18 protein-coding genes and 1 tRNA gene are annotated in these 18,096 nt (G+C 67.0%); 8 read left to right on the top strand and 11 right to left on the bottom strand.

Annotated elements, in window-relative coordinates; all coding sequences use genetic code 11:
* Nucleotides 1–24 precede the first annotated feature (24 nt).
* Both rpoH and DOL89_RS04770 read right to left on the bottom strand, forming a co-directional pair.
* The gene (gene rpoH / locus DOL89_RS04775; protein WP_119678109.1) at nucleotides 25–903 is read right to left on the bottom strand and encodes an RNA polymerase sigma factor RpoH; all 879 of its coding nucleotides are present in this window, start codon (nucleotides 901–903) and stop codon (nucleotides 25–27) included.
* A gap of 74 nt (nucleotides 904–977) precedes the next feature.
* A complete protein-coding gene (locus DOL89_RS04770) occupies nucleotides 978–2,090 on the bottom strand; it encodes an RluA family pseudouridine synthase (RefSeq protein WP_225889892.1) in 1,113 nt (370 codons plus the stop codon).
* Here DOL89_RS04770 and DOL89_RS04765 point away from each other — a divergent pair.
* The 3 genes from DOL89_RS04765 to DOL89_RS04755 all read left to right on the top strand — a co-directional run bounded on the left by DOL89_RS04765 (nucleotide 2,081) and on the right by DOL89_RS04755 (nucleotide 3,746).
* Nucleotides 2,081–2,434 (top strand): hypothetical protein, encoded by a 354-nt coding sequence (locus tag DOL89_RS04765; RefSeq protein ID WP_119678107.1) that lies wholly within the window; start codon nucleotides 2,081–2,083, stop codon nucleotides 2,432–2,434. The two genes, DOL89_RS04770 and DOL89_RS04765, sit on opposite strands and share 10 nt — an antisense overlap.
* A 70-nt stretch (nucleotides 2,435–2,504) precedes the next feature.
* Complete coding sequence (locus DOL89_RS04760; RefSeq protein WP_119678106.1) at nucleotides 2,505–3,533, top strand: threonine aldolase family protein; 1,029 nt, start codon at nucleotides 2,505–2,507, stop codon at nucleotides 3,531–3,533.
* 137 nt (nucleotides 3,534–3,670) lie between these two features.
* Nucleotides 3,671–3,746: transfer RNA gene (locus DOL89_RS04755), tRNA-Glu, on the top strand.
* Between the two features lie 280 nt (nucleotides 3,747–4,026).
* On the opposite strand, the gene DOL89_RS04750 is transcribed toward DOL89_RS04755, so the two are convergent.
* Nucleotides 4,027–5,259: an acyl-CoA desaturase gene (locus tag DOL89_RS04750; RefSeq protein ID WP_119678105.1), complete on the bottom strand. Its 1,233-nt coding sequence runs from the start codon at nucleotides 5,257–5,259 to the stop codon at nucleotides 4,027–4,029.
* 507 nt (nucleotides 5,260–5,766) lie between these two features.
* Here DOL89_RS04750 and DOL89_RS04745 point away from each other — a divergent pair.
* From DOL89_RS04745 to DOL89_RS04735, 3 genes are all read left to right on the top strand, one after another.
* Nucleotides 5,767–6,027 (top strand): hypothetical protein, encoded by a 261-nt coding sequence (locus tag DOL89_RS04745; RefSeq protein ID WP_162937332.1) that lies wholly within the window; start codon nucleotides 5,767–5,769, stop codon nucleotides 6,025–6,027.
* A gap of 63 nt (nucleotides 6,028–6,090) precedes the next feature.
* The gene (locus DOL89_RS04740; protein ID WP_119678103.1) at nucleotides 6,091–6,327 is read left to right on the top strand and encodes a hypothetical protein; all 237 of its coding nucleotides are present in this window, start codon (nucleotides 6,091–6,093) and stop codon (nucleotides 6,325–6,327) included.
* Nucleotides 6,328–6,424: 97 nt separating this feature from the next.
* Nucleotides 6,425–6,826, top strand: coding sequence for a VanZ family protein (locus DOL89_RS04735; protein ID WP_162937331.1), 402 nt, complete (start codon nucleotides 6,425–6,427; stop codon nucleotides 6,824–6,826).
* 90 nt (nucleotides 6,827–6,916) lie between these two features.
* Here the strand turns inward: DOL89_RS04735 and lon are convergent, their stop codons facing one another.
* The 3 genes from lon to DOL89_RS04720 form a co-directional block, all read right to left on the bottom strand.
* Nucleotides 6,917–9,373, bottom strand: coding sequence for an endopeptidase La (lon, locus tag DOL89_RS04730; protein ID WP_119678101.1), 2,457 nt, complete (start codon nucleotides 9,371–9,373; stop codon nucleotides 6,917–6,919).
* Between the two features lie 32 nt (nucleotides 9,374–9,405).
* Nucleotides 9,406–9,816, bottom strand: coding sequence for an Hsp20/alpha crystallin family protein (locus DOL89_RS04725; protein ID WP_119678100.1), 411 nt, complete (start codon nucleotides 9,814–9,816; stop codon nucleotides 9,406–9,408).
* A 125-nt stretch (nucleotides 9,817–9,941) separates the two neighbouring features.
* Nucleotides 9,942–10,877: a ketopantoate reductase family protein gene (locus DOL89_RS04720; protein WP_119678099.1), complete on the bottom strand. Its 936-nt coding sequence runs from the start codon at nucleotides 10,875–10,877 to the stop codon at nucleotides 9,942–9,944.
* A 92-nt stretch (nucleotides 10,878–10,969) separates the two neighbouring features.
* Between DOL89_RS04720 and DOL89_RS04715 the strand changes: the two genes are divergently transcribed.
* Nucleotides 10,970–11,227 (top strand): hypothetical protein, encoded by a 258-nt coding sequence (locus DOL89_RS04715; RefSeq protein WP_119678098.1) that lies wholly within the window; start codon nucleotides 10,970–10,972, stop codon nucleotides 11,225–11,227.
* On the opposite strand, the gene eda is transcribed toward DOL89_RS04715, so the two are convergent.
* From eda to zwf, 4 genes are read right to left on the bottom strand one after another with little or no spacing between them, the layout of a single operon-like run.
* Nucleotides 11,187–11,855, bottom strand: a complete 669-nt coding sequence (gene eda / locus DOL89_RS04710) for a bifunctional 4-hydroxy-2-oxoglutarate aldolase/2-dehydro-3-deoxy-phosphogluconate aldolase (RefSeq protein ID WP_225889891.1) — start codon at nucleotides 11,853–11,855, stop codon at nucleotides 11,187–11,189. The two genes, DOL89_RS04715 and eda, sit on opposite strands and share 41 nt — an antisense overlap.
* 1 nt (nucleotide 11,856) lies before the next feature.
* Nucleotides 11,857–13,692 (bottom strand): phosphogluconate dehydratase, encoded by a 1,836-nt coding sequence (gene edd / locus DOL89_RS04705; RefSeq protein WP_119678097.1) that lies wholly within the window; start codon nucleotides 13,690–13,692, stop codon nucleotides 11,857–11,859.
* Between the two features lie 25 nt (nucleotides 13,693–13,717).
* On the bottom strand, nucleotides 13,718–14,425 hold the full coding sequence (pgl, locus tag DOL89_RS04700) for a 6-phosphogluconolactonase (protein WP_119678096.1): 708 nt from the start codon (nucleotides 14,423–14,425) through the stop codon (nucleotides 13,718–13,720).
* The gene (zwf, locus tag DOL89_RS04695) at nucleotides 14,412–15,884 is read right to left on the bottom strand and encodes a glucose-6-phosphate dehydrogenase (protein WP_119678095.1); all 1,473 of its coding nucleotides are present in this window, start codon (nucleotides 15,882–15,884) and stop codon (nucleotides 14,412–14,414) included. The genes pgl and zwf overlap by 14 nt, the downstream gene beginning before the upstream one ends.
* 304 nt (nucleotides 15,885–16,188) lie before the next feature.
* Between zwf and DOL89_RS04690 the strand changes: the two genes are divergently transcribed.
* Nucleotides 16,189–16,674 (top strand): Rap1a/Tai family immunity protein, encoded by a 486-nt coding sequence (locus tag DOL89_RS04690; RefSeq protein ID WP_119678094.1) that lies wholly within the window; start codon nucleotides 16,189–16,191, stop codon nucleotides 16,672–16,674.
* A 44-nt stretch (nucleotides 16,675–16,718) separates the two neighbouring features.
* On the opposite strand, the gene DOL89_RS04685 is transcribed toward DOL89_RS04690, so the two are convergent.
* Nucleotides 16,719–18,023, bottom strand: a complete 1,305-nt coding sequence (locus tag DOL89_RS04685; protein ID WP_119678093.1) for a glucodextranase DOMON-like domain-containing protein — start codon at nucleotides 18,021–18,023, stop codon at nucleotides 16,719–16,721.
* Between the last annotated feature and the right edge of the window lie 73 nt (nucleotides 18,024–18,096).

Below are 18,096 nucleotides of genomic sequence, written 5' to 3'. Positions count from 1 at the left end.
GAGAGGGGGAAGCTATTCCGGCGTTTACGCCAGCCGCTGCTCCAGCGCCGCGGTCCTGATGCTTTTCTGAAGCTTTTCGAACGCCCGGACTTCGATCTGGCGGACGCGCTCGCGGCTGATGCCGTACTGCTGGGACAGGTCTTCCAGCGTGGTCGGATTGTCCTTCAGCCGGCGCTCGATCAGGATGTGCCGCTCTCGCTCGTTCAGGGTCTTCATGGCAGCAGCCAACAACGTCTTGCGCTTGCCCAGTTCCTCCCGCTCGGCGAGGCGGACCTCCTGGGTCTCCTCCTCGTCAACCAGCCAGTCCTGCCACTCCCCTTCCCCGTCGATGCGGAGAGGCGCGTTCAGGCTGTGGTCCGGGGCGGCCAGACGGCGGTTCATATTGACCACGTCCTGCTCCGGCACCTCCAGCTTCTTGGCGATGGCGGCCACGGTCTCGGGCGCCAAGTCACCGTCCTCGATAGCCTGCATCTGGCCCTTCAGCTTGCGCAGATTGAAGAACAGCTTCTTCTGCGCGGCCGTGGTGCCCATCTTCACCAGCGACCAGGAGTGCAGGATATATTCCTGGATGGCCGCCCTGATCCACCACATGGCGTAAGTGGCAAGCCGGAAGCCGCGGTCCGGGTCGAACCGCTTCACCGCCTGCATCATGCCCACATTGCCTTCGGAGATCAGCTCCGACACCGGCAGCCCGTAGCCGCGGTAGCCCATGGCGATCTTCGCCACCAGCCGCAGGTGGCTGGTCACCAGCTTGTGGGCAGCGTCCGGGTCCTCATGCTCCTGCCAGCGCTTGGCCAGCATGTACTCCTCAGCCGGTTCCAGCATGGGGAACTTGCGGATCTCCTGCAGATAGCGGGAGAGATTGCTTTCGGAGTTGATGACTGGAACAGGAGGTGTCGCCATGGTTCGGACCCTTTCAGGGCACCGCTCCTGGCGGACCGGGGCACATACCCCACCGCCAGGACCGGACAATGATATTATAACGTTTCCAGCTCTGCGATTAAGTGCTGAATATCGTCTGGTATCTCGGAGCTGAAGTCCATGTGCTCGCCCGTGACCGGGTGCACGAACTCCAGCTCCAGGGCATGCAGCGCCTGACGCGGGAAGGACAGCGCCGCCTCTCGCGCTCCCGCCCGCATGTTCTTCAGCCGGGACGGACGAACCTTGCCATAGAGCGGGTCGCCGATCAGCGGATTGCCCATCTCCGTCATATGGACCCGGATCTGGTGGGTGCGGCCGGTCATCAGCTTGCATTCAACCAGCGCCGCATGCAGCCCCAGCGTCCTGATCACGCGGTACAGGGTGATGGCCGGCTTGCCGCCCTTTTCCAGCACCGCCATGCGCTTCCGGTCGTGCGGGTGGCGGCCGATATTGGCCTCCAGCTCGCCCTCGCGGACGGCCGGCATGCCCCAGATCACGGCGATGTAGGTGCGAGACAGGGTGCGATCCGCGAACTGGGCCGACAAACCCTGGTGCGCTCGGTCGGTCTTGGCCACCACCATCAGACCACTGGTGTCCTTGTCCAGCCGGTGCACGATGCCGGGCCGGCGCACGCCGCCGATCCCCGACAGGCGGTCGCCGCAATGGTGCAGCAGGGCGTTGACCAGCGTTCCATCGTGGTTCCCGGCAGCCGGATGCACGACCAGCCCGGCCGGCTTGTCGATCACCAGCAGATCGTCATCCTCGTACAGGATGTCCAGCGGGATGTCCTGCGGCTGCGGTAGGGCGGCGATGGCCTCCGGCACCTGCACGGTGGCCGTGGTCGTCTGGCCCGGTTTGACCCGGTATGAGGCATCCACTATGGTCTGCCCGCCCACCGCGACACAGCCCTGCTCGATCAGGGATTTCAGGCGCGACCGGGACAGGCCGGCTCCCGCCTCGCCTGCGCCCGCAACGGCCTCCGCCAGTGCGCGGTCCAGCCGGTCCCCGCCCGCGATCTCGACCGACAGGCTACCGCCGGACAGGGCGGCGCCGGCCTCTTCCCCGCCCTCCCCGGGCGGAAGCAGGTCGTCGTCCAGATCTTCAGCCTCGGGGCGGGACAAGGCATCCTGCCGTCCGGGCTCAACGCGGGAATCATCAGGTGCGGGCAATCAAAACTCTCCTGGCGCTCATGGGCCTCCTCATAGTCGCAGGCTTCGCCTTCATCGGGTATGAGGTCTTCAAACGCGCCACCGACCCGACCCATCCCCGTGCTTTCGTCCGGAAAACTCCGGAACCGACGCAGGCCAGCTCGCCGCAGATCAGTTCCACCCTGCCGGCTGGAAGCCGAATCGGGCAGATGCTGGTCCTGGGCACGCGCGTGGTCTACCACGTAACCCATCCGGACGGCAGCGAACAAATCCACGTCCTGGACCCGCGCGCCGGCACAGTGGAAGTGCCTGTAACCGTTCCCACGGCAGACAGTGTCGCCCAGCCGGTCCCGGGTCAGCCGTGACCTCCATCACTCTGCTTTCCAACATCCTGGCAATCTTTGGCGGTTCCATGGCCGCCCGAAGGACGGATCAATGAATTTCAAATCCGACAACGTGACCGGCGCGGCACCGGAGATCGTGGCGGCCCTGATCGAGGCCAACGGGGCCGGGCCGATGTCGTCCTATGGCGACGATCCGATCACAGCGCGGGTGCAGGCGAAGATTTCCGACCTGTTCGGCACCGACTGCGCCGTCTTTCCCGTGGCGACCGGCACAGCCGCCAACAGTCTGGCCCTGGCTGCGCTGACGCCGCCCTGGGGCGCCGTCTATTGCCATGCCGACAGCCACATCAACACGGATGAGTGCGGCGCGCCGGAGATGTATACCGCCGGGGCCAAGCTGGTCACCCTGCAGGGCGAGAACGGCAAGATTTCCGCCGGTACCCTGTCCGACGCCCTTGCCAACGCGCATATCGGCTTCGTCCATGCGGTCCAACCCAAGGCCCTGTCCCTGACCCAGGCGACAGAAGCCGGAACGGTCTACAGCCCGGCCGAGGTCGGGGCCCTGGCCGAGGCGGCGAAGCGTCATGGCATGCGGGTCCATATGGACGGCGCCCGCTTCGCCAACGCCGTGGCCTCGCTGGGCTGCCACCCGGCCGACGTGACATGGCGGGCCGGTGTAGACGTACTGAGCTTCGGGGCTACCAAAAATGGTGCGATGGCGGCCGAGGCGGTGGTGTTCTTCGACAAGGAGCTGGCGGCCGAGTTCGGCTACCGCCGCAAACGCGCGGCGCATCTGTTCAGCAAGATGCGGTTCCTTTCCGCCCAGCTCGACGCCTATGTGACGGACGGGCTGTGGCTGCGCCTCGCCACCCATGCCAACGCCATGGCCCGCCAGCTCGCAGAAGGGCTGGGCACCATTCCCGGCGTTGAGCTCCAGTCGCCTGTCGAGGCGAACGAGGTGTTCATCGCCCTGCCGGAGGAGGTCATCGCCGGGCTGGAAGCTAAGGAATTCGGCTTTTATCGCTGGGAAGGCAACGTGATCCGCCTTGTCACGGCGTGGTGCACGAAGGTGGAGGATGTACAGGCCCTGCTCTCAGCGGCCCGCGAGCTCGCCCACTGAACCAGCATTTCCGCCGCGTCCGCGCCGATGCGGACCGGCGGCCCGGAGCGGGTGGGCAGGATTTTCACGCGGATGCAAAAAAGCTGTTGACCGACCCTGCCCGACCCTCTAAATACCCGCCCCACACAGACGGCCTCGTCCCCTTCGTCTAGAGGCCTAGGACACCGCCCTCTCACGGCGGTAACAGGGGTTCGAATCCCCTAGGGGACGCCATCCGCTTCGCGTCAAAAGCCCCGCCCTCACCGGCGGGGCTTTCGCGTTTCAGGGCCGCAGGTCGGATCGAGCGCAGCGCCGATCCGACACGGATTATCCATTCATGCCGGTGCCAGAGCGCCAGCCCCGTAGGTCGGTGCGAGCGCAGCGGGGGCTGACGCGCCGTCGCAACGTCCTGACACCGTGTCGGATCATCGCCATGGGCTCGATCCGACCTACGCGCAAACGAAAAGGGCGGAGCCTCGCGGCTCCGCCCTTCTCACATCCATCCAGCCCAGCTTCAGCGTTGCGGGCGGTTCTGGGCCTTCACCGATACCCGTTGCGGCTCGAGCTGCTGGAAGACGCTCTCGAACAGCATCTCGCGGGCACGGGCAACGATGTCGTCCGTGCTGGGGCTGCGGGCGAACATCTTGGCGGCGCGGCCGCGCAGCTCCTCCACGCTGGGCAGGTGCGGCAGGCTCGGCATGTGCAGGCCGGCCAGCTTCTCCTCCGCCATCTTGCGGGCGGCGGCCAGCTTCTCCTCCAGCTCGACCCGGGCATGGCCGGCGGAGGCGGAGGTCTCGGCCATGGCCTCGCGCAGGCGGGCGGCGATCTTGTCCGTGTCGAAGCTGGCAGCGAGCTGGGCGGCCGCCTTCTCGATCACCTTGGTGCCGAGGCGTTGCTCATTGCGCACCACGGCCTTCGGCGGCTCATGCATGTCCCAGACGATGCCGACCCAGGACAGGGCCTTCAGGATATAGTAGGTCGGGTCCCACTCATACCAGCGGAAGCCCTGGCGAGCGGCGGACTGGTAGGCGTGGTGGTTGTTGTGCCATCCCTCGCCCATGGTCATGATCGCCAGGAACCAGTTATTGCGACTGTCGTCGCCGGTGATGTAGCGACGCTTACCGTGCACATGGGCCAAGCTGTTGATGCAGAAGGTGGCGTGGTACACGGCCACCGTGGACCAGAAGAAGCCCACGATCAGCCCCGGCCAGCCGGCGATCAGGAAGCAGGCCACGGCCAGAACCACGCTGGGCAGCTGCTCATACTTGTGCAGGAAGCGCAGCTCCGGATACTTCGCCATGTCGGCGATCTGGCTCAGGTCCGTATCCGCATGCTTGGGCATGAAGATCCAGCCCATATGGGCCTTCCAGAAGCCGACCTGCTTCGGGCTGTGCACGTCGTGCTCGGTATCGGAGTAGCGGTGATGATGCCGGTGCTTCGCCCCCCACCACAGCACGCTCTTCTGCGTCGTGCTCTGCGCCAGACATGCCAGGAGGAATTGGAAGACCCGGCTGGTCTTGAAGGCGCGGTGGCTGAAATAGCGGTGGTAGCCGGCCCCGATCCCGAACAGCCGTGCCCAATAGAGGAACACGCCCAGCGCCACCGCCTCCCAGGTCACGCCGGTCCAGATCGCCAGGAAGCAGGCGAGATGGACCAGGATAAAGGGAATGGTGGAGGGATAGACGATGTCGTCGGGCAGGTAGCGGGACTCGTCGGGACCGCTGGTTGGCTTTTCTTGGACGCTCACGGACGCGCAACTCCGAAGAGGGTGGTGGTCTGATTCCGGCAGTGTCCGGCCGGTCCGCCGGATCACTTCCTGCCGACCGTGCCAGGACAAATGGCCTTGACGCGCAGGTCAACAAGGGAGCGGCTGTCGGATTACGGTCGGTCGGCCCGGATTCGGGTCTTCTGCCCGCTTGAAATCCATTAGAGCACAGAACCGGCGGGATAAGAACGTCGCAGGCATGCGGCGGTTCGACCGGGGAAGATGTGCGGGCACCCACCCCATTTTTGCGGTTATAGGGGGTAGTTCGACGCGCAGAAGGTGGCAAAAGCTCCTCCTCAAGGTTGACCACCCTAACGGGCGCTGCCCTTCGCCGTGCGGGTGCGCACATAAGGGATAAGTGGACGCGTTCCGGGCAGCCGGAACCTATGGATAAAGCTGATACCTGGAGGAACCGCCATGCATGCTACCGCCTCGCATCTCTTACTCACCCGGCCTACTGCGTCCTCGGCCAAGGTTGAGGGGAATGCCGTGTCCTACTTCTTTGCGCTTGATACAGATGGCCGGATCGCCTGGCCGTTCCGGTATGTGTGGACGGAGAGCGGCATTCAGCCCCAGCGCTGGCGTTTCGGCCGTTGGGTACAGAGTTCCCAGCTTCTGGCATTCATGACCGGCAAGGACGACCAGTTCGTCGATGCCACCGCACAGGAGGTTGAGAGCTGGATTCAGCGGCACTCCTGCGCGTGGCACAGCATGGCGCACAAGAACGAGTACACGGCCGCCGCGGAATAATCACCCCGCCCGGCCCGGGCACAAACCGACATCCGATCCGTTCACCATTCCGGAGGTGGTGCGATGGAAGAAGCGGATAACCGGGCCCGGGACCTTGGCGAGCAGGCTGGCGAAGCCTCTCGCGGGGTCATGCCCGTGCTGGGCGATATCTTCGAAGGATTCTGGGACGGACTCGTCGGCAATGCACCCGACGGGTCCACTGACGCCTATGAGGCGTCGTATGAGATAGGCTCTTTCGTCCCCGACATGATCATTGCGGTGTGGGACTTCCTGACGGGCTTCCTCCAGGGGTTCTTCTGACCTTGTGCGCGCCGCTCCCCTGCCATAGCCTTGCCTCAGTTCCCCCCATGATGGGCGCTACCGGACCTATGGGTTCCCCAGCGCCATGAGGACAAGCTTGCTGCTCAACCTGATCGCCTTTCCGCCGCCGGAGTTGCGTCGACTTGCAGCCCTGGGCCTGTTCGGCCTGTCCGTGGCCCTGTGCTGGGCCTTGGTTACCCCAGGTATGGGCCCCAGCGAGGATATGGGTCTGGACAAGCTGGCCCATACCGGCGCGTTCGGCCTGCTGGGCGCCATGGCCGCCATCGCTTGGCCCGGCCGGTTAGGCGCCATTCTTGCGATGGCGGTGCTCGCGCTTCTGGCAGGCGCTACGGAGCTGGCGCAGAGCCTGGTGCCGGAACGCAATGGCGGAATCGCCGATGGATTGGCGGACGTGGTGGGTGCCGCCCTTGGCATTACCGTAGTCTATCTGATCCGCCGCCGTCAGGTGGCCCGTATCGGATCGTATCAGAACATGTGACATCGGCCGTATCGTCCGCGGCCGAACGCCATGGCATCGAGGCAGACCGGCCGGGCATTGCCCGGCCGGTATTCTGTCTCCCCCTCGCCCCTACTCCGCTGCCTGCACCCCCTGCTTCTCCTGGCAGCATTCCGCGAGATCGTCGCCAAGCGCGCAACGGATGGCGTCGTCCACCGTTTCCAGCCAGACGAAGGAGAGCCGGTTGCGGGCATCCTCCGGGATTTCGTCGAAGTCGCGGCTGTTCCGCTTCGGCAGCATCACCGTTTTGATGCCGGCCCGCGCCGCGGCGGTGACCTTCTCCTTGATGCCGCCCACCGGCAGGACCAGCCCGCGCAGGCTGATCTCCCCCGTCATCGCCACCTCGTGGTTCACGCGCTGCCCCGTCAGCAAGCTCACCAGCGCCGTGAACATGGCCACGCCCGCGCTCGGCCCGTCCTTCTGGATGGCGCCGGCCGGAACATGGACATGGATATCGTTCTTCTCGAACATCTCCTGCGTGATGCCCAGCCCCTGCGCACGGCTCTTCACCAGCGACAGGGCCGCCTGGGCGCTCTCCCGCATGACGTCGCCCAACTGGCCGGTCAGGATCAGCTTGCCGCTGCCGGGGAAGCGGCTGGCCTCGATGAACAGGATGTCGCCGCCCACCGGCGTCCAGGCGAGGCCGGTCGCGACACCGGGCACGCCGGTGCGCATCGCGACCTCGTCCTCGAACTTGCGCGCGCCCAGCACCGTATGCAGGTCGCCGATATCGATGCGCACCTGCTCCGCCTCGCCGGACGCGATGCGCACGGCGGCGTGGCGGAAGGCGGAGCCGATGGTCCGCTCCAGGTTCCGGACGCCGGATTCCTTGGTGTAGCCGTCGATGATCTCGCGCAGTGCCGCATCCGTGATCTCCGCCTGCCCCTCCTTCAGGCCGTTGGCCTTCATCTGGCGGTCGATCAGGTACCGCTTGGCGATCTGGAGCTTCTCCTCGTCCGTGTAGCCGGCGAGGCTGATCACCTCCATGCGGTCGCGCAAGGGCCGCGGGATGGAATCCAGCATATTGGCCGTGCCGATGAACATCACCTTCGACAGGTCGAAGGGCACACCGAGGTAATTGTCCCGGAAGGTTGAGTTCTGCTCCGGGTCCAGCACCTCCAGCAGGGCCGCGGACGGGTCGCCATGGAAGCCCTGGCCCAGCTTGTCCATCTCGTCCAGCATCAGGACGCAGTCCTTAGCCCCCGCCTTGCGGATGGCCTGGATGATGGTGCCGGGAAGCGCGCCCACATAGGTGCGGCGGTGCCCGCGGATTTCGCTCTCATCATGCACGCCGCCAAGGCTGACGCGCTGGAACTGCCGGCCCGTGGCATGGGCGATGGACAGGCCGAGCGAGGTCTTGCCGACGCCCGGCGGGCCGACGAAGCACAGGATCGGGCTGCGCCCCTCCGGGTTCAGCTTGGCGACGGCCAGGAATTCGATGATCCGGCGCTTGATCTTCTCAAGCCCCCAATGCTCCTCATCCAGGATGCGCCGAGCCTCGTGCAAATCGATGGGCTTGGCGGTGGTCCTGGTCCAGGGCAGCTCCGACAGCCATTCCAGATAGGTGCGGAGCATGGAGTACTCGGCCGCCTGCTCCGGCAGCCGCTCCAGCCGGCGCAGCTCCTTGGTGGCGTGCTTGGAGACCTCCTCCGGCAGCTCGGCATCCTCCAGCGCCTTGGCGAGCTGGCGGGCCTCCTCGCCCTCGTCGCCGGCCTCGCCCAGCTCCTTCTGGATGGTGCGGAGCTGTTCGCGCAGCAGGAATTCGCGCTGGCGCTTGTCCACGCTTTCGCGGGTCTGGTCGCTGATCTCCTTGGTCAGGCGCAGCATCTCGATGCGCTGGTTCAACAGGCGGGAGACGGCGTCCAGCCGGTCCTTCAGGTCCAGCCTCGCCAGAAGCTCCTGCTTCTCCTGCGGGTCGATGTCCAGATATGTGGCCACCATATCCGCCAGCAGGGAGGCGGAGGTCATGTTCTCGATGGCCTGCGTCATCTCCGCCGGCGCATTGGGCAGCAGCCCCACCGCTTCGATGGCGTGCTGGCGCAGCAGGTTGAAGCGGGCCTGGATTTCCGGCGCATCCTCCGCCGGGTGGGCGATGCGCTCCACCCTGGCGACCATGAAGGGCCAGCCCTCCAGATGCTCGATGACACGCACCCGCTCCTCCCCCTGGAGGACCATGTGATGGGTGCCGTCCGGACCGGTCAGGTAGCGCAGCACGGTGCCGGCGGTGCCATATTCATGCAGCTCCCCGCCGCCGGGATGCTCCACATCCTCATCCCGCTGAAGCAGCACGGCAAGCTGGCGGTGACTGCGGGCAGCCTCTTGCGCCGCAGCGATGGAGCGTTTGCGGCCTACCGCCACCGGTAGCACCACGCCCGGGAACAGCACCATGTTGCGGACCGGAAGCACGATCATCGCCCCTTCCGGCAGGGGCGGCCAGGGGCCGGGCTTTCCTTGGCTGCTGGTCTGGCCGGGAATGTTCTCGGCGGCGGTTCCGGTGCCGGGCTGCGGACGGTCGTCCGATGCGGTCATGGCGCGCCTCGTTTCCTCATTCATTTCAGAATTCAGCCCTTGTGCAGGACCAGCATCAGGCATCCATCGGTCAGCTCGCGCGCACCGATGGTCAGCGGGCCGGGCGGCAGCTCGATGCGCCGCTCGAACCGTCCATAGGGGAGTTCAAGACGATGGATCAGGGTGCTTCCCGCATCTTCCAGCGGGAATGACCGCTCCCCTGTCACGATCAGGGTGCGGTCTTCAAGCAACACGTCGAGCTGGTCCGCCGATACGCCGGGCAGCGCCACCAGGATGCGGTATTCGTCCGCCGTCTCGAAAAGATCCACCGGAGGCTCCCAGGCCGGGCGGCCGGAACCGGTGCTTGTGCTCGGGCGGAACATCTGGCGCTGCATCTTCTCGACCCGGTCCAGCAGGTCGACGGCCTGGGCCCACATGAAGACGGAAGGGGCGCGTTTCGGCATGGCGGAGGGGGTCCTGCACGGTCGGGCAAAAGGCGGCCGTGCTATTCCGGCCGCCGGTTTCCCCTCCCAACCGGCGGCGCGTCCAGGTGTTGCAGTCCCGCAGAACCCGCTGCGGGCGGAGCCGGTCAGCCAGCCGCCTGCGCGGCCTTCTTCTCCCGCTCCGCCTCATAGGCGCGCAGATGCAGCAGGGCCAGCGACATCAGCGGCATGGCGACGCCGCGCGAGGTCCCCCGGCGGACGATATCGCCCAGGATATGCTCCGCCTCCGTCCGGTTCCCGCGGGAGATGTCGCGGTACATGGAGGCGGTGACGTTACTGGACTTGTCGACGATCTGCGCCTGGTACTCGGCCACGATCTCGTCGCGGGGCGGATAGCCTTCGGCCGTGGCCGCGGCGCGGCACTCCTCGAACAGCCCGGTCATGAACGCCTCGCCGCCCGGCTGGCTGGCGATGCTGCCGACGGAGGCGCGCATGGTGCAGGTGCCGCCGGCCAGGGTCGCCAGGAAGAAGAACTTCTCCCAGAGATCCAGCATGATGTTCTCGCTGGTGCGCCAATCCACCTTGGCCCCGTCGAACGCCTTGGCCAGGGCATCGACCACCGGCTGCTGGCCGGGCTGGCGGGCGCCGAAGACCAGCTTGTGGATGGGGTTCAGGTGCCGGATGGTGCCGCCCGGTTCCATGGTGATGGGCATGTGGGTCAGCCCGCCCATCACCCGTTCCGCCCCGAAGGCGGCGTCCAGCCGGTCGATATGGTTCAGCCCGTTCAGCAGCGGCATCACCACCGTGTTGCCGGTCATGGCCGGGCGGATGGACTCGATGGCATTGTCCAGGTCGAAGGCCTTGCAGGCCAGCACCACCAGATCGAAGCCCGGCTTGGCCGCCTTGATGGTCTGGGCCGGCAGGCGGATATTGCCCTGCGGGCTTTCCACCACCAGCCCGTTCTCCAGCAGTTCGGCCTGACGGCGGGGGCGCACCAGGAAGGTGACATCCGCCCCCTGCTCCATCAGCCGCCCGCCGAAATACCCGCCGACCGCACCGGCGCCCAGGAACAGAATGCGCATCACCGCCTCCCTGATTTGTTGTCGGGGTGAACCATAGCGGGCGGCGGACCAGGGCCAAAGCCCCTTTCCCACAGGATGGAAGGCCGAAGCCCATGCCCTTGCGCTTGCTGATCCCGGTGCTGGTCGCGGCCGGCTGGCTGTGCCTTGCGGCCGCGCCGGTCATGGGGCTGTGGCTGGCGCTTGCGGACGGCCCCTGGATCGCCGCCCTGACCCTTTTCGGCGCAGCCTTGGTCTGCGGCCTAATGCTGCTGGGCTTCGCAGCGAACCTGAAGCTGATATCCGAGCTGGTGGAGCAAGCGCGCCGTGGCGCTAGCGCCGCAGCGACGCCGCCTGCCGGGCCAATCCGGTGATCGCCGCCCAGTCCTTCGCCGCCACCAGCTTTGGCGGGGCAATCCAGGAGCCGCCGACGCAGACCACGTTCGGCAGGGCCAGATAGTCCGGCGCCGATTCCGGCGTGACGCCGCCGGTCGGGCAGAACTTCACCGCCGCAATCGGGGCGGCCAGGGCCTTCAGCATGCCCATGCCGCCCACGACCTCCGCCGGGAAGAGCTTCTGGTAACGGAAGCCGCGGGCCAGCAGATCCATCACCTCCGACGGGGTCGCCGCCCCCGGCAGGAACGGAATGCCGGAGGCCAACACCGCTTCGGTCAGGGCCGGGTAGGCGCCGGGGCTGACGATGAAGCGGGCGCCGGCGTCGCGGACGCGGAACACCTGGGACGGCTCCACCACCGTGCCGGCTCCGACAACGGCCCCCGGCACGCTCTGCGCGATGGCCTCGATCGCCTCGATGGCGGCGTCGGAGCGCAGCGTCACCTCCAGCACCGGAAGCCCGCCCTCGACCAGCGCCTCCGCCAGCGGAACGGCGTCCTCGAGCTTCTCGATGACGATCACGGGGATGACGGGGGCGAGCCCCAGAATCTCCTCGAGCGTGGGGCCGCGATAGAGGTCGTCGGCGGGGCGGGTCATGGTGAGGGCCATCTCAGGCGATCCCTTCGAAGGAGCTGGCGCCCTGCTCCGCCCCGGTCACGGCGGCGCGGAAGGCACCGAACAGGTTGCGGCCCATGCCCCAGCCATTGGGGGTGAGGTCGGGCACCGTTATCTCACGGGCGGCGAACTCGGCCGGATCGACCAGCGCCTCCAGCGTGCCGGCCTCGGCATCCAGGCGGATGATATCGCCGTCGCGCACCCTGCCCAGCGGCCCGCCGCCAAGGCATTCCGGCGTCACATGGATGGCGGCCGGGACCTTGCCGGAGGCGCCGGACATGCGCCCGTCGGTGACCAGCGCCACCTTGAAGCCCTTGTCCTGAAGCACGCCGAGCTGTGGGGTCAGCTTGTGCAGCTCCGGCATGCCGTTGGATTTCGGCCCCTGGAAGCGCACGACCACCACCACATCCCGGTTCAGCTCGCCCGTCTTGAAGGCGGCCAGCATGGCGTCCTGGCTGTCGAACACCTTGGCCGGGGCCTCGACGATCCGGTGCTGCGGCTTCACGGCGGAGGTCTTGATGACCGCGCGCCCCAGATTGCCGGTCAGCAGGCGCAGGCCGCCCGTGGGCTGGAATGGGTTGTCGGCGGGACGCACCACCTCGGGATCGGCGCTGACCCGCGGGGCGGGACGCCAGGTGACCCGGCCGGTGCCGCCCTCCTCCAGGAAGGCCTCCATCCGGTAGGCTTCCATGCCGCCGGGACCGGCCACGGTCTTTACGTTCTTGTGCAGCAGCCCGGCATCCAGCAGGGTGGAGATCAGGAACTGGATGCCGCCGGCGGCGTGGAAATGGTTCACGTCCGCGATACCGTTGGGATAGACGCGGCAGAGCAGCGGCACCGCCTGGGACAGGTCGTTGAAGTCCTGCCAGTCGATCCGGATCCCAGCGGCGGCGGCCATCGCCACCAGATGGATGGTGTGGTTGGTGGACCCGCCGGTGGCCAGCAGCCCGACCAGCCCGTTCACCACCGCCTTCTCATCGACCACCTCCGCGATGGGGGTGTATTCGTCGCCCAGCGCCGTGATCTTCGTCGCCCGCTCGGCCGCCGCAACGGTCAGCGCGTCGCGGAGCGGCGTGTTCGGATTGATGAAACTGGCGCCCGGCAGGTGCAGCCCCATCATCTCCATCAGCATCTGGTTGGAGTTGGCCGTGCCGTAGAAGGTGCAGGTGCCCGGCCCGTGGTAGGACTGGCTTTCGGATTCCAGCAGCGCATCGCGCCCCACCTTGCCCTCGGCATAGAGCTGGCGGATGCGGGCCTTTTCCGGGTTGGACAGGCCGGAGGTCATCGGCCCCGCCGGCACGAAGATGGCCGGCAGGTGCCCGAAGCTGAGCGCCCCGATCAGCAGGCCCGGCACGATCTTGTCGCAGACGCCGAGATAAAGGGCGGCATCGAACATGTTGTGGCTGAGCGCGATGGCCGTGGACATGGCGATCACGTCGCGGCTGAACAGCGACAGCTCCATGCCGGTCTGGCCCTGGGTGACGCCGTCGCACATGGCCGGCACGCCGCCCGCGAACTGGGCCACACCGCCCAGGTTCCGCACCGCCTCCTTGATGATGGCGGGGAACCGCTCGAAGGGCTGGTGCGCCGACAGCATGTCGTTGTAGGCGGACACGATGGCGACATTGATGTCGGTGCCGCCCTTCAGCCGCTCCTTGTCCACGGCCCCGCAGGCTGCGAAGCCGTGGGCCAGGTTTCCGCAGGCCAGCGTGCCGCGCCGCGGCCCCTTATGGCCGGCGGAGCGGGTCTGCTCCAGATATTGCGCGCGGCTGTGGGCGCTGCGCTCGATGATCCGGTCGGTCACGCGGCGGATGGCGTCTTGCACGGGCATGTCTTTTCCTCCTCGGGCCAAGCGCTCAGGGCGCCCACCAGACGGACACGGGTACGCGGAACTGGTGCAGCACGGCGCGCACCGGCATGGTTTCCACGGGGCCTGGCTCCAGCGCCCGCTCATAGACCCGGCGCTTGCCGTCACCGGTGATCAGCAGCGCGATCTCCCGCGCCTCCAGCAGGGCCGGACGGGTCAGGCTGATGCGGGCGGGACCGCCGGCGGCCGGAACGATGCCGGCCACGCGGACGCCCTCGGCCGGCGACAGCGCCTGCGCCAGCCCCTCCCCGCCGGGGAACAGGCTGGCCGTATGCGCATCCTCCCCCATGCCCAGCAGGACAAGGTCGGCAGGCCAGTGCAGTCCGGCAAGCCGCGCCCCGGTCGCCGCCAGCCCCTCGTCCGGCGTGGCCCCGGCGCTCTTCAGCCCGACCAGGCGCGCGCCTGCGGCCCTGCCCTTCAGCAGCGTGCGCCCGACCATGCCCTCATTGCTGGCAGGGTCGGAAGGGTCCACCCAGCGCTCATCCGACAGGGTCAGTTCGACCCGGTCCCAGGGAAGGTCGATGCCGGAGAGCTTTTCATAGAGAGTGGCCGGCGTGGTTCCGCCGGACAGGACTAGCAGCGCCCGACCCCGAGCCGCCACTGCCTGCGCCACGATTCCGGCAATCCGGTCGGCCAGACGCGTGACCATCTCCTCCCGGCCGGCGAAGGCGCGCAGGCAGGGCTCAGAATTCGGCATCGTGCCACCTCCTGTTATCCCGCGCGAGCAGCAGGGCGGAGTTGATCGGCCCCCAGCTTCCGGCGGAATAGGGTTCCGGCTTCATGTCCGCCTCATCCCAGGCCGCCAGGATGCTGTCGATCCAGGCCCAGGCGGCGTCCACCTCGTCCCGGCGCATGAACAGGGACGGATTGCCCCGGACCACATCCATCAAGAGCCGCTCGTAGGCATCCGGATAGCGGTCCTTGAAGGTTTCCGCATAGGACAGGTTCAGCGGCACGGAGCGCAGGCGCAGCCCGCCCGGCCCCGGCACCTTGGTCATGATGGACAGCTTGACGCCCTCGTCCGGCTGCAAGCGGATCACTAGCCGGTTGGCCTGCAGCTCCCCCGCACCCTTGCCGAACACGCTGTGCGGCACGGCCTTGAACTGGATGATGATTTCGGAACAGCGGGTCGGCATGCGCTTGCCGGTGCGCAGATAGAAGGGCACGCCGGCCCAGCGCCAGTTCTCCACCTCCGCCTTGATGGCCACCAGCGTCTCGGCGTTGGACTGCCCGCCCAGCTCCTCCGGATAGCCCGGCACCGGCTTGCCGTTGATGGCGCCTGAGCGGTACTGGCCGCGCACGGTCTTGGCTTTCACATCCGCCGCGGTGATCGGCAGCAGAGCCCGCAGGACCTTGATCTTCTCATTGCGGATCATGTCCTCATGCAGGCTGGCCGGCGGCTCCATGGCGACAAGGCAGAGAAGCTGGAGGAAATGGTTCTGCACCATGTCCCGCAGCGCGCCGGAGCGGTCATAGTAATCCGCCCGCCCCTCGACCCCGATGCTCTCCGCCACAGTGATCTGCACATGATCCACCCAGGAGGAGTTCCAGAGCGGCTCGAACAAGGCGTTGCCGAAGCGCAGGACCATCAGGTTCTGCACCGACTCCTTGCCTAGATAGTGGTCGATGCGGAAGATGCGGTCTTCCGGGAAGACGGCCCCGACCTCGTCATTGATACGGTTGGCGCTGGCCCGGTCAGTACCGATGGGCTTTTCCAGCACCACCCGGCAGGACCCATTGACCAGCCCCGCCGCGTCCAGATTGCGGCAGATGGCGCCGAACAGCGACGGCGACGTCGCCAGATAGAAGACCCGCGCCCGTCCATCCGCCTCGGTCAGGTAGCGTGACAGCTCCCCGAACCCGTCCGGCTTTGTGGCGTCCAGCGTCACATAGCTCAGCCGGCCGGTGAAGCGCTTCCAGACTTCCGCATCCCGGTCGGCTTCCGGGATGTACTGCTCCAGCGCGTGGGCGATCTGGGCGTGGTACTGCTCCGTGCTCTGGTCGGTGCGGCTCACCGCGATGATGCGGCTGCAATCCGTCATCTGCCGGTCCCGCTCACGGTAATAGAGCGCCGGCATCAGCTTGCGGAGCGCCAGGTCGCCGGTCCCACCGAACACAACGAAGTCGAAAGGATTGACGGGCAAGGTGTCGGCCATGGGTCGTCTTCTCTGAGGCCGGTCCCTGCAAAACTACGGAAGGCGGGTCCGGCGGTGGGCGGCCGCTCCGGCCGCGGGCATAGGTCAGCTCCGGCGAGGATGATGCCCCCATCGCAAGGTCAGGTCAATGTAATCGCGTTACCGAAACCGTGACATTGCCGCGCCAATTCCACATAGCTCGCGCCATCACGCAACGCGATTTCGTGTAATTTCACTACATACCCTTGCCTGGACAAAGCGTCCGGCGCCCGCTTACATTCACCAGCACCCGGGCGCGTCAGCACCCCTTTTCCGGACAGGCTCAATGCTCCACCGCTCCGCCGCCCTTCTCCCGGCCGTTCTCCTTGCCACAACGGCCGCCGTGTCGCCGGCTCGTGCCGCAGATACCGACACCGCCCGGGTCTGGTATGAGAACTGTTCCGTCTTCATCGACGTGATGCGGGGGACCGGAGAAGGCAGCGACGCGGAGATTTCGTACTGCGTCGGACAGACGGAGGGGATCGTCAGCGCACTGCGTACGGGCAGCCAGATTGGAGCCCTGGCCTTCGCGGGCCTGCTGACAGTAGAAGCGGGGATGAATGAACAGGCGGTCTTTGCCCTGTTCAAGCAGACCGAACCCGACAAGCTGATCGGCATCTGCATGCCGGAAGATATCCAGACCTCTACGCAGATCGAGACGGTGCACAGCTATATCGAAGCGCACCCGGACAAGCAGGCCTTGCCCGTCACCGCACTGTTCTTCGAAGCTTTACAACAGCGCTATGCCTGCGCGCACCTGAAGAAGAAATAAGCGTCACGGGGCCGATTGCTGCCGGCCCCGCATTTCACGCCCTGTCATATGCCGGACAGGATGCGCCGCCGCGCGTCCTGATACTCCTCCTCGGAGATCAGGTTCTGCTGCCGCAATTCGGTCAGTTCGCGCAGGCGCTGGGCCACCGTGCGGCGGTCCCCGCCCGCGGCCGGCGGCGCCATGCCCAGCCCGGTGGAGGGAGCCGGAGCAGCCGCAGGGACGTCGGCTGCCGGTTCCGGCAGAATCGGTGCGCCGGACAGGGCGGCGGCGGCATCGCGGGCCGTGGGCTGGAAGGGCTTCGGTTCGGCTGGCGGCTTCCCCCCCGCCGCAGCGCCGGCCAGCTCGGTGGACGGCCCCTTGTAGGGCTGCCAAGCAGTCTGGTTCCGGCCCGTCGGCACCACGCCGGTCAGCCGCGGCAGGCGGCCTGCTACGACATCGTAATCCATCAGCATCCGGCTCTGCAGCGCGCCATCGCCGTGCAGCACATCCACCACGGCCGGCTGGGCGGGATCGCCGTTGATCCCGAAGGCATCCTCCGGGCGCCCTTCCCGCGCCGGCAGCATGAGGACCGAGAAACGGTCGTTCTTGAACGGCAGGTCGAGGGCCGCCTGGGACGGCTCCACATCGGCGCCGGTCACGAACGCCGTGTAGGCCCAGGCCGGGTTGGCCTTGCCGCCCAGGAAGCCGTCCGGCACGAAGAAGCGGATTTCCCGCCGGTTCACCTGCACGCGCGTCGGGAAGAAATAGCGGTCATCCACCGCGCCGGCCACCGACGCCTCGATATTCGCCAAGTCCTGGTTGCTCACCACGCCGGTCTGGGCGCGGCGCTGCTCCTCCAGCACGCGGCGAGCATTGGCCATCATCATGGTGCGGGCAACTTCCGGCCGGGGCGTCAGGATAACCGCCTTCTCCCAGGCATCCGCCCGGTCGATCTGCACCCCGCGGCCCGGCACCGTGGCCGTGTTGCCGGAACCGGGCTTGCGGTCGGTATCGATGTAGATGTCGAGATTCAGAGTATAGAAACCGTTCCGGGCGACACGGTCCAGCATCTCCGGTCCGATACGTCCGCGCTGCCCCTTCGGGTCGCGGATCGGATTGGCAAAATGCGCCGTGAACCAGGTGCCGCCCTTGTCCATTTCCGCCGACAGGGACAGCAGGTCCAGATCCCCGCGCTCGAAGTCGCTCCGGCCTGGATAGATCAGGTCGCCCGAACCGGCGTCGTCACCGGTTGGATCGGTCATGGTGAACAGGGTGACGTTCCGCTGCGCCGCCGCCGGAAGGGCGAAGCCGGCCAGCACGGCCAAGGCCGCCACGGCGGAAACCGGATACTTCCAACCACGCGCACGCAACTGAGCCACTCCTCTGAAGCCCTTTTGCCATGTCCCATTATTGGGCGGGCAGCCGGGCAGGGATACAGGGCGA

The organism is Indioceanicola profundi (genome assembly GCF_003568845.1).
Classification (GTDB): domain Bacteria; phylum Pseudomonadota; class Alphaproteobacteria; order Azospirillales; family Azospirillaceae; genus Indioceanicola; species Indioceanicola profundi.
Note: the sequence above shows the minus strand (reverse complement) of the source record. Positions and strands in the feature narration are given on the sequence as shown.

Excerpts from the sequence above, each read along its gene's own strand:
- rpoH (WP_119678109.1), bottom strand. The coding sequence starts at position 903 with ATGGCGACACCTCCTGTTCCAGTCATCAACTCCGAAAGCAATCTCTCC.
- DOL89_RS04760 (WP_119678106.1), top strand. The coding sequence starts at position 2,505 with ATGAATTTCAAATCCGACAACGTGACCGGCGCGGCACCGGAGATCGTG.
- DOL89_RS04740 (WP_119678103.1), top strand. The coding sequence starts at position 6,091 with ATGGAAGAAGCGGATAACCGGGCCCGGGACCTTGGCGAGCAGGCTGGC.
- lon (WP_119678101.1), bottom strand. The coding sequence starts at position 9,373 with ATGACCGCATCGGACGACCGTCCGCAGCCCGGCACCGGAACCGCCGCC.
- DOL89_RS04725 (WP_119678100.1), bottom strand. The coding sequence starts at position 9,816 with ATGCCGAAACGCGCCCCTTCCGTCTTCATGTGGGCCCAGGCCGTCGAC.
- DOL89_RS04720 (WP_119678099.1), bottom strand. The coding sequence starts at position 10,877 with ATGCGCATTCTGTTCCTGGGCGCCGGTGCGGTCGGCGGGTATTTCGGC.
- DOL89_RS04715 (WP_119678098.1), top strand. The coding sequence starts at position 10,970 with ATGCCCTTGCGCTTGCTGATCCCGGTGCTGGTCGCGGCCGGCTGGCTG.
- eda (WP_225889891.1), bottom strand. The coding sequence starts at position 11,855 with ATGGCCCTCACCATGACCCGCCCCGCCGACGACCTCTATCGCGGCCCC.
- edd (WP_119678097.1), bottom strand. The coding sequence starts at position 13,692 with ATGCCCGTGCAAGACGCCATCCGCCGCGTGACCGACCGGATCATCGAG.
- pgl (WP_119678096.1), bottom strand. The coding sequence starts at position 14,425 with ATGCCGAATTCTGAGCCCTGCCTGCGCGCCTTCGCCGGCCGGGAGGAG.
- zwf (WP_119678095.1), bottom strand. The coding sequence starts at position 15,884 with ATGGCCGACACCTTGCCCGTCAATCCTTTCGACTTCGTTGTGTTCGGT.
- DOL89_RS04690 (WP_119678094.1), top strand. The coding sequence starts at position 16,189 with ATGCTCCACCGCTCCGCCGCCCTTCTCCCGGCCGTTCTCCTTGCCACA.